The organism is Rhodococcus sp. GQ147 (genome assembly GCF_059759155.1).
The window spans coordinates 129,393-143,586 of sequence record NZ_JCAXDU010000007.1 but is presented as its reverse complement, the minus strand read 5'-3'; the positions used below and the strand labels follow the sequence as shown (position 1 = coordinate 143,586).

The window sequence follows — 14,194 nt, the reverse complement described above, 5'->3', positions numbered from 1 at the left end:
ACCGGTCAGTCCGTCCGCAGGAGGATGAGGCCGTCCAGCGGTTCGAGCACCACCTCGTCGGTGACGCTGCCGTCGTTGACGCTCGGGTCCTGCGTCCCCTGCAGGTGACGGTAGGGGCGCTCGAGGTACACGTGTTCGGCATTGTCCCCGCTGTTCACGAGGACGATCCCGTTCTCGAAGTCCCGGCGGAGCACGGTCCGTCCCGCGTCGCCCTGCAGGCCGACCTCGGAGACGGGCAGGCCCAGATAACCAGGGCCGAGTCCCGCCCCGTCCATCTCGTCGTAGTAGGCGGTACTGCCGTAGTGCAGGAGCATCGGCGCCCAGTAACCGTCTCCCAGGAGCGTGGCCGTGAGAAAGAAGCGCGCTCGTCGATAGGTGTCGGCCACACTCCGGCCCGTCCCCAGACGGTCGATCGTCATCCACACTCCCGGCGATCGGTGTCCTCCGCCGGCACTCGTCTCGAGATAGCGGTCGAGGTCCATGCCCGGGTCGCGCTCGACCATCGGATCCGCGAAGCTCTCCCAGGCCCGCCCGTCGAGCAGGCCGTCGACCGGGCTGCGATCGCCGTTCGCGACGATGATCGCGTCGGGCATGCGCTCCCGCATGATCCGCTCCGCCACGGTGAGTCCCCGCGCCCACGGACCGTCGGTGCCGTAGATCTGTGAATCCGGTTCGTCCACACCGTCGCCGTCGATGTCCCACGCATCCGCGTCGGCCGAGTAGATCCGATCCCCCCAGACGTCGAGAAGGACACCGTCCCAGATCCCGGTCGACCAGACCTGATCGGCGACCCACTCCGCGGCGTACTCCGCATAGATCCTGCCGTCGACCCGCGGCGCCACGTCGGTGAGGTTGGCCATCGTCGTCCGGGGCCATTCGCTGACCGGCTCCCCCGATGCCGTGGTGGCGAGCCATTCCTCCGGGAAGGCGCTGCTGTTCGGGTCGTCGAACTGCCACAGGGCGTACCGATCGGCCCAGTATCCCGGCGACCCCAGCGCTCCCGGAAGGTCGACGAGGTTCATGTACGCGAGCAGACGGACACGCGGATTCCGCGACCGGAGCCCGTCGAAGTACGACTCCGGAACACGATGCGCCCATTCGTGATCGAGAACCACGAGATCGTATCGGGCGAGCTCGTCCATCGGAGGAAGGCGATCCTGGTCGAGATAGTAGGTGGCGGTTCTCGGGAAGGTCGGTTCACCGGTCGCGGGCATACCCGGCAGGGACATCGCTGTCGACGCCGCATCCGCGGTGGTCTCGCGCGCGGTGGGCGCCGCGCAGGACAGCGACGACGTCGTCACCAGCACGACGAGCAGGATGCGGGACACCGTACGGCCCTTCGATCCTCCGGATCGGTAGTGGTGCCGGGATCCTCCCGACCCGCGGCGCCCCGTTCTCCTGTACACAGGATGACGCCTCACTCTCCCGGACCCAGGCGATAACCGGCGAAGGCCTCGGCCACGGCCGCCGGAACGGCACGGTCTCCCCCGCCCTCCACCACGGCCGTCTTGAGTTTTCCGGAGGCGGTGCGCGGCACGGCATCCAGGGTCACCACGCGGAGTTCCTGCCCCGGGCCGAACAACCGCTCGACATTGCGTCTGTACTGTTGCTCGACACGCTCGGCGTCGAAGCCCACGCCCGGAACCATCCGGATCTCGAAACGCCCGGGTGCGAGTTGCGCGATCTGCGCTTCGCGAACACCGGTGACGTCGTCGATCACGGTGGACGGCAACGGAAGCGGCCTGCCGTCCGCGGTGGTGAACGCGTCCTCGACCCGACCGTCGAGCGCTCCGAGGGTAGGGAACGCCCGGCCGCACGCGCACCCGTCTGCCGGTGCCGGTGCCGGTGCCGGTCCGACCAGATCACCCGTCCGGTAACGGAAGATCGGGAAACCCCAGTTGTGCAAGGGTGTTCCGATGATTTCCCATCTGTCCGCGACACCGGGGACGGGTTCGAGTTCGACGATGCCGTAGTCGGGGAAGATGTGCATCGTGCCCGCCTCGCACGTGCCCGCCATCGCGACGCGCTCCGTCTGACCGTAGTGATCGACGATCGGGCCTCGGAAGACCTCGCGGATCAGGGCGCGCTGGGCGGACCGCATCGTCTCGGAGGATGTGAGGACGGCGCGGACCGGGAGCCGCTCCCCCTGCTCGTACAGCAGTTCCGCGAGCAGACAGATGCTCGACGGCCAGCCGTCGATCGCGTCGGGACCGAACCTGCGGATGTCCCACACGATCGTGGGCAGATCGTCGGGGGTGAGCCGGTAGCTCGACACCAGCAGCTGTCGTGCGCCGGGGACGATCTCGGTCGGGTTTCCGGGGCGGTCGGCCGCGAAGTCGCTGCCGCCCAGCGTCACCCGGCGAGGGGCACGCGGCAGGCCGAACCAACTCCACTGCCGCTCGAGCACCCGCATCTCGTAGACCGACGAGCCCGGGGTCCGGTAGACGGTGACGGCCCGGCCCGACGTCCCGCTCGAATGGGCCTCCCACATCGCGCGCGCGGGATAGGCCCGGAACGTCTCGGGACGGTCCATCAGGTCGTTGCGGCGGAGGACGGGCAGGCGCCGCAGGTCGTCGAGGGTGCGGATCTCACGCGGGTCCACCTTCTCGCGGCGGAACCACTGCCGGTAGAACGGCGAGGCGACGGCCGCCCATCGCGTCATCGCACGGAGCCGACCTTCCTGGAAGGCGCGGATCTCGTCGGGGCCCGCCGCTGCGATCCTGCCGAGTTCACGGGTCATCAGGGCGGCGAGTGGATGCATACGCCGCACGCGATGCTGGACGGCGACGAGTTTCTTCGGAGGTGCCATGGGCCCACCTTCGGTTCGGATGCGCTCGCGCTAAACATACCTGTAGTCTGATTAAGCGGCAATCTACAGACTTTGATTTTGCTACGGTGGGGATCCGCACCGTGCCGATCCCCTGTCGATCACCTCGTAACGGAGGTCCCGTGCAACCACCTCGTAACGGAGGTCCCGTGCAACGACTCACCTGGTACGCACATCGGCTCCGCGCGATGGAACCCGCCGAGATCGAATGGCGGGTCCGCCGCGTGGTCGGACAACGACTTCCGTCCCGATCGTTCACCGACGCGCAACTCGTCGGGCCCGACCTCGACTGGCGCGGCACCCTCGACCGTTTCCGTGCAACCGAGGGCCGTCCCGTCCTCCTCGGCCACGAACAGGCCGGCGGCCTCGCCGGAACCGAGATCGCCGCCGCCACGCTCGCCGCCGCGGATCGGGTTCTCGACCACCGCTTCGCCTACTTCGGCTATCCGGAGGCGGCACTCGGACCCGAGATCGACTGGAATCACGACCCCATCGGCGGGATCGACTGGCCGGCGCTGCCCGGTCACCGCATCGATCACCGCACTGCGGCCGGCGACCCGAAGTGGATCTGGGAACTGAACCGGCTGCAGCACCTTCCGTGGCTGGCGCAGGCCTGGCTCCTGACCGGCGACGATCGCTACGCCGCCGAGGCGTTCGACCAGCTGGACTCGTGGATCGCCGCCAATCCCCCCGGACGCGGCATCGCCTGGCGCGGAGCGTTCGAGGCGGGCATCCGCGCGATCTCGGTGGCCGTCGCGCTGCAGGGGCTGCGGCACAGTCCGCGTCTCACCGTCGCCCGCTTCCGCGCCGTCGTGTGCATGCTCGCGGAGAGCGCCCGCCGATGCTGGGCCGAACGCTCGTTGTACAGCTCGGCGAACAATCACCTCATCGGTGAACTCGCGGGCCTTGTCACCGTGGCGCTGCTGTTCCCCGATCTACGGCCCTCTCCGCGATGGGAGCGTGATGCCGTCACCGCGTTGTGCGCGGAGGCCGACCGGCAGATCCTGCCCGACGGCAGCGGTGCCGAACAGGCCGTGGGCTATCAGATGTTCACCGCCGAGCTACTGCTCCTCGTCGCCGAGATGCTCCGGCGACGTGACGGATACGCGCCCGTCCTGCTCACGAACGCGATCACGCGCAGTAGCCGGTATCTCGCGACGGTGGTCGGAGACCACGACCCGGCACCGCGCTACGGGGACGACGACGAAGGGTTCGCCCTGCGCCTCGACGCGTCGCCCGTGCGCACCATCCGCGATCATCTCGGTCTCGTGGGGGCCGTCCTCGGCACACCCGATGCGATACGGGCCGGCACTCGATCGCCGGCGGCCGGATGGCTGGACGCCCCTACGAAAGCCACCGAGGACGTGCCTCGTGGCGAACCCTTCGGCAGCTTCCACGCGCCCGACGGCGGCCTCGTGGTGCTGCGCTCCGGGCGACGCCGGATCACCATGGACGTCGGGCCCCTCGGGTACCTGTCGATCGCGGCGCACGGCCACGCCGACGCACTCGCGGTCACCCTGAGTGCCGACGGCCACGAACTCGTCGGACATCCGGGTGTGACGAGCTACTACGGCCATCCCGACTGGCGGTCCGCACATCGGGGCACGCGAGCCCACCCGACCGCCTCGGTGGACGGACTCGATCAATCCGTCATCGGCGGTGCCTTCCTCTGGCGGCAGCACGCACGGGTGCACACGCATTCCGTGGACACCGCAGCGGGCTTCGTGGACGCCGAGCACGACGGCTACCTCCGGCTCGACGAACCCGTCGTACACCGCAGGTGGCTCATCGCACCACCCGACCGTGTCACCGCGGTGGTGGTGGACCTGTTCACCGGTGCCGGCCACCACGAGTTCCGCACCGCCTGGCCGCTGCACCCCTCCCTCGACGTCCGACCCGCCGGATGCGGCCATCTCGCCCTCCGGGAGGACGCACCCGCCCTGCAGCTCGCCTACGCCGCGTCCTCCGGAGAACCGATCCGCAGCGAGATCCGCGGCGACACCGACACGAATCTGGGCTGGTGGTCGCACCGGCTCGAATCCCGCGTCCCCGCATGGCTCGTCGGCAGTGTCGTGCACGCGCAGACCCCGGTCGCGCTGGTGACGACATTGACCCCGGGCGGCGCCGGAGAACCGGCGGTGTCGGGACTCGCCGTCGCCCTGTGCGACGACGCGATCACCGTCCGGTGGCACGACGAGGACGGCGCCCACCTCCACACCGTCCTGTCGAGCAGCGACCCGCCCGGACACGTGCGGCGCGAGGACGTCGCCGACCCCGTTTCCTGATCACCCGCCTGATCCCCGCAGTTTCTCCGAGGAGTTCGAGCATGGAACCGACCTTCAGCTTCCTCACCACCGCCTACCGCACCGAGGACTACGTCGCCGAGACGATCGAATCCGTCTTCGCGCAGAAACTGGACGACTGGGAACACGTGATCGTCGACAACGGCATGTCGGACGACATGGCCCGCGTGGTCGGGCGGTATCTGAACGACCCGCGAATTATCCTGGTGCGCCAGGAGAATCGCGGCTACGCGGGCGGGATCGCCGCGGCGGCGAAGGCGGCACGCGGACGATACCTGTGCGTCCTCGACAGCGACGACCACCTGATGCCGGGCTTCTGCACGCGGGTCGGTGCCGTGCTCGACGCCCGGCCGGAGATCGACGCCGTCGCGGTGGACGCCCACCTGTTCACCGATGCCGAGGGACTGCTGCCCACCGGGTACATGCGGTCGATCGGGGCCGGCGGGAACCGCCGGGGGCGCGGACGCCTCTCCCTGCTCGACGTCCTCGGCGGCGAGGTCCCCTACTACACGGCGGCGATCCGCCGCGAGGCGTGGTCCGCGGTGAACGCCTACGCGTCGGGCATCGAGGACGTCGACGAATCGGTGATCGTCTGGCTCCGCCTCGCCGACCGTTTCGAGGTGCAGATGCTGCCCGACCGGCTCGCCCGGTACCGCTTGCGCGGCGACTCGGATTCGCGGGACGAGGCCACCGTCTCGACCTTCGAACGGCAGCTGATCCGGTCGTTCCAGGCGGGCGCGGCGTTGGCGACGACCCCGGAGGAGCAGGAGGCCCTGGACGAGACGGTGCGTCGGCTCCGCTACGACCAGGCACTGCGTCGGGCCCGGTCCGCCTTCCTCCGCAACGATCTGCCCGCCGCCCGGATCGCGGCCCGTGACGCCTTCACCCACCGGCGTTCCCTGCGTGCCGCGGTTGCGCTCGCGTCCGTCACGGTGGCTCCCGGCCCGGTCCGGCTGTTGTACCCGGCGAAACAACGACTGACGAGCGCGGCCGGGCGGGTGGCCGTCCGTCTGAACGCGCCGGTCTGACGCACCTTCCCATCCCGTAGACACGAGGGAGACCTGCGATGCGTATCGACACCACCGACCTGGCCGGTGTTCTCGTTCTCCACCCCGAACCGTTCCGTGACGATCGAGGCCTGTTCACCCGCACCTTCGACGCGACCGAATTCGACGCCTACCTCCGGAGCCGTCCGGATTCGCCGGCCGTCCGGGCATGCGACTTCGTGCAGGACTCGCAGTCCCGCTCGGTCCGGGGCGTCGTACGTGGCATGCACGGTCGCTCCGGGGACGGGGAGGCGAAACTGGTGCGCTGTGCACATGGAGCGATCCACGACGTGCTGGTCGACATCCGTCCCGGATCGCCCACTTTCGGCCGCTCACAGGCATTCCTGCTCGACGACGTCGAGTTCGCCCACCTGTTCGTCCCGCCGGGATTCCTGCACGGTTTCCAGGCGCTGGCCGACGTCACCGACGTCTGTTACCGCATCGACCGCCCGCACGATCCGCGTGAGGATCTCGCGGTGGCACACGACGATGCGGATCTCGGCATCGTCTGGCCACTGCCGGTGACGACGATCAGCGCACGTGACGCCGCTGCCGGCAGCTGGAAGGACCTGTTGGCCGGGCTCACCTCCTCGGAGAACCCGGCCGACGTGTTGTGGTGAATGCTCAGGCGCCCTGCCCGCCGAACCGGACGACCGCCTTCTCCAGGACGAACGCCTCGGCGTGCGGGTACCGGCACTGCACCCCGCGGAGACGGGACAGGCCCAGGAACGACTCCTCGTCGAACCAGTCGTGATCGGTCTGCGACGGATAGTGCTTGAGCAGCACACGCGCCTTCTCCGCCGCGACATCCCTGGTGAGCGGGTGGTACACGGCGGTGGCCGGCGTGTCCGCCTCCCACTTGAGGATCTCGTAGCCCAGGACCAGGTGGTCGCGGAAGACCGTCGGCACCATCTCGGCGAGCAACCGATGGTCCTGATGCGCGTCGGCGCGCTGCGGAGCGAACACCACGTCGGGTTCGGTGTGGTAGCGGAAGGACTGGAGTGCAATCTTGATTCCCTCCCAGTACCCCGGGGCACGCCCGTCCGGGATGTCCAGTACGCGGACCATCACGTCCGCTCCGGGGCACATGGCCCGCAGCGCGTGGTTCTCCTCGATCTCGCGCGGGGTGTCGCCGCCGGAGAGGACGAAGGCACGCACCCGCAGGTTCGGGCACGCCGCCGACAGGGTCAGCAGTGTTCCGCCGACCCCCATGGCGATGTCGTCGCAGTGGGCGCCGAACAGCGCGACCTCGCGGACGTTGCGCGGCATCAGCTCGATCACGACTCCCACACCCCCTCGGTGCTGCGGCCGGGAGCGCAAACGACGGGAGACAGAAGCACTTTCATGATCAACACCTTGTCTTCGGCGACGGAGGCCAGGCTGACGGAAGACCCCGCAGAGGAATGTCGATGGGTCCGAGATTTCGATCGTGGTTCCCACTAAAACACATCCGGAGTCCGCCAACAAGGCTTAAACAAACTCTAGGACTTTTTCTGGCGCAGTAGCTATCCTTGCATCAGTTTATTTCCGCCATCCACAGACTTTCATCCACTCCACGGACACGGCATTCGTCCCGCGAAGGAGTCCCCATGAAGATTGCGGCAGGACTGCACAAAGATCACGCACCCCCGCGGAGCGGCAGCGACCCTGTACCGCCGCGGAGCGGCAGCGACCCTGTACCGCCGCAGAGCGGCACCGACCCTGTACCGTCCCGGACCGGCACCCGACCGGAGACGGCCGTACGCGTCATCCAGTTGACCGATCTCGCCGTACGCGGGCTCACCCGGATGTACGACGGGGACGGCTTCCCCCAGACCGCGCGTGGCGCGAGGACATCGTTCGGTACCGAACTCCGGCTCGAGGGGCGGAGCACGCGCTACACCTCGATCGCCGCCCTCGGACTGCACCTGCTGCCCGAACACGCACAGCGGAGCGCGCTGCACGGAGACACGGCCGCGGAGCTCGCCCGTCGCACGGGGATCCGGGCCCGCGGTCACCGCGACACCGGCGCCCTCGCCCTCGCGGTGTGGGCCTGCGCCGAGATCACCGGTTCGGTCGACTCCGCGCTCTACGAGGAACTCCGGAGCCGGTGCGAGAGCGGCAGCCCCCTGGCGACGGTCGACGCGTCCTGGGCCCTCACCGCCGCACTCGCCGCGCGCACACAATTCGATTCCGGTGGTCTCGTGCAGACGCTGAAGCGACGGATCCTCGCCGCGCAGGGTCCCGGTGGTCTCTTCCCCCACATGATCCCCGTGGGCACGGGCAGCAGACTGCGCCGGCACATCGGGTCCTTCGCCGACCAGGTCTATCCCCTCCAGGCACTCGCCCGGACGGCCGCGGCGACAGACGACGACGTCGCGTTCGCCGCGGCGAACGCGTGCGCCACCCGGATCTGCGCGCTGCAGGGCGAGGCCGGCCAGTGGTGGTGGCATTACGACTCGCGTGGGCACAGCGTGGTCGAGCGCTTCCCCGTCTACAGCGTCCATCAGCACGCGATGGCGCCGATGGTGCTGTTCGATCTTGCCGCAGCCGGCGGTGACGACCACACCGCCGCGATCGAACTCGGGATCGACTGGCTGCAGAGCCATCCCGAGACGCTGGCCGATCTCGTCTGCGAGTCCCAGGACGTCGTCTGGCGCAAGGTCGGCCGGCGCGAACCGCGCAAGGCCGCCAGATCTCTGGCTGCCGCGACCACCGCGCTGTGCCCGGGTTCGGAACTGCCGGGACTCGATCGGCTCCTTCCCGCCGGAGTCGTGGACTACGAATGCCGCCCGTACGAACTCGGCTGGATGCTCTACGCGTGGCTGCCGCGCAACGAATTCGGAGGAACCCGATGACCGCGAACCCCACCACCGACGTCCCCACGGCGACGACCCTGTTCGGGATGCCGCTCGACGCCGTCACGATGGACGAGGCCGTGGCGCGATGCCGCGACGCCCTCGAACGCCGAGAACCGATGACCGTCGGAGTCGTCAACGCCGCGAAGACCGTTCGTCTCCGCAAGGACACGGCCCTGCGCGAATCCCTGCTCGAGTGCGACATACTCCTCGCCGACGGGCAGGCGGTCGTGTGGGCGGGCAACCTCCTGGGATATCCGCTACCCGAACGCGTCGCCGGAATCGACCTGTTCACCTCGCTCCTCGCGACGGCCGATGCCGAACACCGCTCCGTCTATCTGCTCGGCGCGGAGCAGTCGGTGCTCGACGCCCTCGTCGACGTCCTCACCACGAGGTATCCCGGCCTCCGGATCGCCGGCGCCCACCACGGTTACTTCGACGAATCGGAGGAGGTGGCGATCGCCCGGGCCATCCGCGAGTCCCGCGCGGACATGCTGTTCCTCGGCATGCCCTCTCCTCGCAAGGAGAACTTCCTGCGGCGCTGGGAGGACGTGCTGGACGTCCCGATCCGTCACGGTGTGGGTGGCTCATTCGACGTTCTCGCCGGGATCACCAAGCGCGCACCCGAGCGGTGGCAGCGCGCCGGCATGGAGTGGGCCTACCGCCTCCTGCAGGAACCGCGCCGGATGTGGCGGCGTTATCTCACGACCAACACCGCGTTCCTGATCCTGCTCGCCCGCGAGCGTTTCCGCACCACCCCGCCCTATCCGCGTCCCGAGAAACTCCCGACCCCGAGGAAGCATCATGGCTGACACATTCAGCGGCACCGTCGCCGTCGTCGGACTCGGCTACATCGGCCTGCCGACGGCCGTCGTTCTCGCGACCCGCGACATCGACGTCATCGGCGTGGACATCGATCCCCGTATCGTGTCGGCCGTCTCGCGGGGCGAGGTGCCGTTCGCCGAACCCGATCTCGCGGTGAGCCTGGCCGGCGCCGTGGCCATGGGGACGTTGAGCGCGACCGACACGGTTCCCCTCGCCGACGCGTACATCATCGCCGTGCCGACACCGTTCAACGCCGATCACACCGCCGACCTGTCGTACGTGCGGCGGGCGACCGAACAGATCGCCCCACAGTTGCGCGGCGGGGAGATCGTGGTGCTCGAATCGACGTCACCACCCGGCACCACCGAGAGCGTCAGCCGGTGGTTGTCCGAACTGCGGCCGGATCTCCGTCTCCCCCACACCGACGAGGGTCTGCCGGACATCCACATCGCCCACTGCCCCGAACGGGTGCTCCCGGGACGCATCATGATCGAGATGATCACGAACGACCGGGTGGTCGGCGGGATCACGCCGCTGTGCGCTCAGCGCGCCGCCTCGATCTATCGCGTCTTCTGCCAGGGCGAGATCTGCCTGACCGACGCCGCGAGTGCCGAGATGGCGAAGCTCGTCGAGAATGCCTACCGCGACATCAACATCGCCTTCGCCAACGAGTTGTCGTACGTCTCGGACGAACTCGAACTGGATGTCTGGGAGGTCATCCGGCTGGCGAATCGCCATCCCCGGGTGAACATCCTCAGTCCCGGCCCCGGTGTCGGCGGGCACTGCATCGCGGTCGATCCGTGGTTCATCGTCGGTGCCTCGCCGGGTTCGGCGAAGCTGATCCGCACCGCACGCGAGATCAACGATTCCAAACCGAACTACGTGGCCCAGCAGGTCATCGAAACCTGTTCGCGTTTCAAGAATCCGACGGTCGCGTGTCTGGGGCTGACGTTCAAGGCCAACGTCGACGACATCCGGGAGAGTCCGGCCCTGCACGTCGTCGAGCTCATCGCCAAGGCGTTGCCCGACGTCGAACTCCTGCTCGCCGATCCGTTCGTGCACGAGGTGCCCGATACCCTCGTCGGCTACGAAAGCGTGCGTACCGCGCGGTGCCGGGACGCCATCGCCGCGGCGGACATCGTCGTCGAACTCGTGGACCACGACCAGTTCCGGTCGCTGTCGCGCAGTCTCCTGGCGGGCAAGGTCGTCTACGACACCCGCGGGGTGTGGCGCTGAACCCACGAGAATCCGGCACCCACGAGAGTACGGCCGGTAGGTGTTCTCACACCTACCGGCCGTATTCCTTTCGGGCGACATTCCTTTCGGACTGCGCGGTATCCGGATTCGTCAGTAGGAGCCGACCGCCTCGACGGGCGCGAACTCCGAGGGGCGGGGTCCGAGGCCGAAGAAGTGCTCGATCGCCGCCACCGAACGCTGGGCGGCGCTCCCGTCGCCGTACGGATTGACTGCGCGGGCCATCTCGTCGTACGCCGCGGGCCGGGTGAGTAGCCGGGTGACCCAATCGACGATGAGCTCCTCGTCCGTCCCCACCAACCGGACGGTTCCCGCCGTGACGGCTTCGGGCCGCTCGGTGGTCTCCCGCATCACCAGGACGGGCTTGCCGAGACTCGGTGCCTCTTCCTGCACACCGCCGCTGTCGGTCAGCACGATCGTCGACGCCGCCATCGCGAGCGCGAAGTCGCTGTAGGACAGCGGATTCGTCACCACCACGTTGTCCAGGCCGGCGAGGGGCGGGAGGAGGACCTCCCGCACGATCGGATTGAGATGTGCCGGCAACAGGAAGGCCATGTGCGGGAACGCGCGGGCCAGACGGGCGATGGCCCGCGCCGAGCACGCCATCGGTTCGCCCCAGGACTCGCGCCGATGCGCCGTGATGAGAACCATCGGACGATCCAGCAGCGGAGCGAGATCCGGATTGTCGAGCGAGGGTTGCTGCGAGGTCACGGTGTAGAGCGCGTCGATCACCGTATTTCCGGTGACGACGATATCGCCGGGATCGATCCCGTCCGCCAGGAGATTGGCGCGGGAGGTGGGGGTGGGCGCCAGGTGCAGCGACGCCAGTTGCGAGGTCAGGCGTCGGTTGAGTTCCTCGGGGAAGGGGTTGTAGCGATCCCCCGTCCGGAGTCCGGCCTCGAGGTGCACGAGCGGCACCTGACAGTAGAACGCCGCGAGGGCCGCGGCGAAGCAGGTCGTCGTATCTCCTTGGACGAGAACCGCACCGGGTTTCTCCCGCGCGATCACATCCGACACCCCGCCGAGGGCCTTGGCCGTGATGGCCTCGAGCCCTTGCCGTTGGGTGAGGATGTCGAGGTCGTGGCTCGGTTCGATACCGAACAGGGTGTTGACCTGGTCCAGCATCTCGCGGTGCTGGCCGGTCACTGCGACAACGGGTTCGAGTACTTCCGATCTCTGCAGGGCGGTGACGACCGGCGCCATCTTGATCGCCTCGGGACGAGTTCCGTAGACCACCAAAACCTTCTCCATCGCCCAAGAATAACGTGAAATAAGTACTTCAGGACCGTTTAAATCCTAAAAACCAACTTTCAGTTCGTTATGCTCGGACGGACACACGAAAACGGCTCCTCACCGCGGGCGCAATGAGGAGCCGTCGTCGAGGCTGTGCTGTACCGCTGGACGGATCAGCCGGCGGGTTCGAGCACCTCGCGTCCCACGAACGGGACGAGAGCCTCGGGCACCTTGACCGAACCGTCGACCTGCTGGTGGTTCTCGAGCAGCGCGACGAGCCAGCGGGTGGTCGCGAGCGTGCCGTTGAGGGTCGCGGCGGTCTGCGGCTTGCCGTTCTCGTCGCGGTAGCGGATGTTGAGGCGACGCGCCTGGAAGGTCGTGCAGTTCGACGTCGACGTGAGCTCGCGGTAGCGCTCCTGCGTGGGCACCCAGGCCTCGCAGTCGAACTTGCGGGACGCCGACGACCCGAGATCGCCGGCGGCGACGTCGATGACGCGGTACGGCACGTCGATGGCGGCGAGCATGTCGCGCTCCCAGGCCAGCAGACGCTCGTGCTCCGCCGCGGCCTCCTCGGGGCGGCAGTAGACGAACATCTCGACCTTGTCGAACTGGTGCACGCGGATGATGCCGCGGGTGTCCTTGCCGTAGCTGCCCGCCTCGCGACGGAAGCACGACGACCAGCCCGCGTAGCGCTTCGGCCCCTTCGACAGGTCGAGGATCTCGCCCGAGTGGTAGCCCGCGAGCGGCACCTCGGAGGTGCCCACGAGGTAGAGGTCGTCCTCCTCGAGTCGGTACACCTCGTCGGCGTGCCGGCCGAGGAAGCCGGTGCCCTGCATCACCTCGGGGCGCACGAGCACGGGCGGAATCATCATGGTGAACCCGTTCGCGGTGGCCTTCTGGGCGGCCAGCTGCAGCAAACCCAGCTGGAGCAGCGCGCCGTAACCGGTGAGGAAGTAGAACCGGGCACCGGAGACCTTCGCGCCGCGCTCCATGTCGATGAGCCCGAGCGACTCGCCGAGCGCGAGGTGGTCCTTGGGTTCGAAGTCGAAGGTGGGCAGCTCGCCGACGGTCTCGAGCGTGACGAAGTCGTCCTCGCCGCCGGCGGGCACGCCGTCCTGCACGACGTTGGAGATCGCGAGGTGCGCGCGATCGAAGGCCTCCTGCGCGGCGTGCTGCTCGGCCTCGAGTTCCTTGACCTTCGCAGCCAGCTCCTTGGCGCCGTCGAGCAGCGCGGGGCGCTCCTCGGGAGACGCCTTGCCGACCTTCTTGCCCAGGGCCTTCTGCTCGGCGCGTGCGTTGTCGCCGGCGAGGACAGCGGCGCGACGGGAGGCGTCGGCCTCGAGCAGCACGTCGACGAGGCCCGGGTCCTCTCCCCGCATGCGCTGCGACTCGCGGACGGCGTCGGGATTCTCGCGGAGGAACTTGAGGTCGATCACGGAATCGAAGCCTACCGCTGCCAGAGTTCCAGGTAGTCGTCGCGCCCGAACATCTTCGCTGTGTCCTCCGCGGTGGGGTGCCCGTGACGCGGGTCGGCACCGGCCTCGGCGAGCACCCGCACCACTGCCTCGACGCCCTTGAAGACCGCCCCCGAGAGAGGCGACTGGCCGCGGTCGTTGAGCCGGTTCACGTCGGCTCCCCGCTCGACCAAGACCTGTACGGCCTCGGCATGACCGTGGTAGGACGCCAGCATGAGCAGCGTGTCGCCGGTCTCGTTGGTGAGGTTCACCGGTACTCCGGCGTCGACGTACGCGGTGAGGGTCTCGACGTCTCCCTGGCGGGCGGCGTCGAAGGTCTGCTTGGCGATCTCGAGAATCTCGGGATCGATCGGGTCGTCGGCCATGAGCCGAAACTACCTGCGTCCACTCGAAC

At 68.5% G+C, this 14,194-nt stretch carries 12 protein-coding genes; 6 read left to right on the top strand and 6 right to left on the bottom strand.

All coding sequences use genetic code 11. The features are described 5' to 3' along the window. Positions 1-5: 5 nt before the first annotated feature. The gene (locus AC6CID_RS10725) at positions 6-1,328 is read right to left on the bottom strand and encodes a putative glycoside hydrolase (protein ID WP_064060547.1); all 1,323 of its coding nucleotides are present in this window, start codon (positions 1,326-1,328) and stop codon (positions 6-8) included. An 89-nt stretch (positions 1,329-1,417) separates the two neighbouring features. After that, positions 1,418-2,809 carry a phenylacetate--CoA ligase family protein gene (locus AC6CID_RS10720; RefSeq protein WP_498353932.1) on the bottom strand — a complete coding sequence of 464 codons (1,392 nt, stop codon included), beginning with the start codon at positions 2,807-2,809 and terminating at the stop codon, positions 1,418-1,420. 167 nt (positions 2,810-2,976) lie between these two features. On the opposite strand from AC6CID_RS10720, the gene AC6CID_RS10715 reads away from it, so the two are divergent. From AC6CID_RS10715 to AC6CID_RS10705, 3 genes are read left to right on the top strand one after another with little or no spacing between them, the layout of a single operon-like run. Beyond that, a complete protein-coding gene (locus AC6CID_RS10715) occupies positions 2,977-5,112 on the top strand; it encodes an alginate lyase family protein (RefSeq protein ID WP_254707470.1) in 2,136 nt (711 codons plus the stop codon). 41 nt (positions 5,113-5,153) lie between these two features. Beyond that, positions 5,154-6,158, top strand: coding sequence for a glycosyltransferase family A protein (locus AC6CID_RS10710; RefSeq protein ID WP_064060550.1), 1,005 nt, complete (start codon positions 5,154-5,156; stop codon positions 6,156-6,158). A 38-nt stretch (positions 6,159-6,196) separates the two neighbouring features. After that, positions 6,197-6,796, top strand: coding sequence for a dTDP-4-dehydrorhamnose 3,5-epimerase family protein (locus AC6CID_RS10705; RefSeq protein ID WP_094979606.1), 600 nt, complete (start codon positions 6,197-6,199; stop codon positions 6,794-6,796). A gap of 4 nt (positions 6,797-6,800) precedes the next feature. On the opposite strand, the gene AC6CID_RS10700 is transcribed toward AC6CID_RS10705, so the two are convergent. Further along, positions 6,801-7,445, bottom strand: a complete 645-nt coding sequence (locus AC6CID_RS10700) for a PIG-L deacetylase family protein (protein WP_081263402.1) — start codon at positions 7,443-7,445, stop codon at positions 6,801-6,803. 320 nt (positions 7,446-7,765) lie between these two features. On the opposite strand from AC6CID_RS10700, the gene AC6CID_RS10695 reads away from it, so the two are divergent. The 3 genes from AC6CID_RS10695 to wecC are packed head-to-tail and all read left to right on the top strand — an operon-like array spanning position 7,766 to position 11,074. Further along, positions 7,766-9,013, top strand: coding sequence for a hypothetical protein (locus AC6CID_RS10695; RefSeq protein WP_139192925.1), 1,248 nt, complete (start codon positions 7,766-7,768; stop codon positions 9,011-9,013). Further along, the gene (locus AC6CID_RS10690; RefSeq protein WP_498353931.1) at positions 9,010-9,825 is read left to right on the top strand and encodes a WecB/TagA/CpsF family glycosyltransferase; all 816 of its coding nucleotides are present in this window, start codon (positions 9,010-9,012) and stop codon (positions 9,823-9,825) included. Before AC6CID_RS10695 ends, AC6CID_RS10690 begins: the two co-directional genes overlap by 4 nt. Beyond that, a complete protein-coding gene (wecC, locus tag AC6CID_RS10685) occupies positions 9,818-11,074 on the top strand; it encodes a UDP-N-acetyl-D-mannosamine dehydrogenase (protein ID WP_498353930.1) in 1,257 nt (418 codons plus the stop codon). The genes AC6CID_RS10690 and wecC overlap by 8 nt, the downstream gene beginning before the upstream one ends. A gap of 111 nt (positions 11,075-11,185) precedes the next feature. Here the strand turns inward: wecC and wecB are convergent, their stop codons facing one another. The 3 genes from wecB to AC6CID_RS10670 form a co-directional block, all read right to left on the bottom strand. Then, positions 11,186-12,343 (bottom strand): non-hydrolyzing UDP-N-acetylglucosamine 2-epimerase, encoded by a 1,158-nt coding sequence (gene wecB, locus AC6CID_RS10680; protein WP_064060555.1) that lies wholly within the window; start codon positions 12,341-12,343, stop codon positions 11,186-11,188. Between the two features lie 155 nt (positions 12,344-12,498). Next, positions 12,499-13,761 carry a serine--tRNA ligase gene (gene serS, locus AC6CID_RS10675; protein ID WP_064060556.1) on the bottom strand — a complete coding sequence of 421 codons (1,263 nt, stop codon included), beginning with the start codon at positions 13,759-13,761 and terminating at the stop codon, positions 12,499-12,501. 11 nt (positions 13,762-13,772) lie between these two features. Continuing rightward, positions 13,773-14,165 carry an ankyrin repeat domain-containing protein gene (locus AC6CID_RS10670; RefSeq protein WP_006553426.1) on the bottom strand — a complete coding sequence of 131 codons (393 nt, stop codon included), beginning with the start codon at positions 14,163-14,165 and terminating at the stop codon, positions 13,773-13,775. Positions 14,166-14,194: the final 29 nt, after the last annotated feature.

Coding starts and splice junctions, on each gene's coding strand:
- AC6CID_RS10720 (WP_498353932.1), bottom strand. CDS start 2,809: ATGGCACCTCCGAAGAAACTCGTCGCCGTCCAGCATCGCGTGCGGCGT.
- AC6CID_RS10710 (WP_064060550.1), top strand. CDS start 5,154: ATGGAACCGACCTTCAGCTTCCTCACCACCGCCTACCGCACCGAGGAC.
- AC6CID_RS10705 (WP_094979606.1), top strand. CDS start 6,197: ATGCGTATCGACACCACCGACCTGGCCGGTGTTCTCGTTCTCCACCCC.
- AC6CID_RS10700 (WP_081263402.1), bottom strand. CDS start 7,445: ATGCCGCGCAACGTCCGCGAGGTCGCGCTGTTCGGCGCCCACTGCGAC.
- AC6CID_RS10695 (WP_139192925.1), top strand. CDS start 7,766: ATGAAGATTGCGGCAGGACTGCACAAAGATCACGCACCCCCGCGGAGC.
- AC6CID_RS10690 (WP_498353931.1), top strand. CDS start 9,010: ATGACCGCGAACCCCACCACCGACGTCCCCACGGCGACGACCCTGTTC.
- wecC (WP_498353930.1), top strand. CDS start 9,818: ATGGCTGACACATTCAGCGGCACCGTCGCCGTCGTCGGACTCGGCTAC.
- wecB (WP_064060555.1), bottom strand. CDS start 12,343: ATGGAGAAGGTTTTGGTGGTCTACGGAACTCGTCCCGAGGCGATCAAG.
- AC6CID_RS10670 (WP_006553426.1), bottom strand. CDS start 14,165: ATGGCCGACGACCCGATCGATCCCGAGATTCTCGAGATCGCCAAGCAG.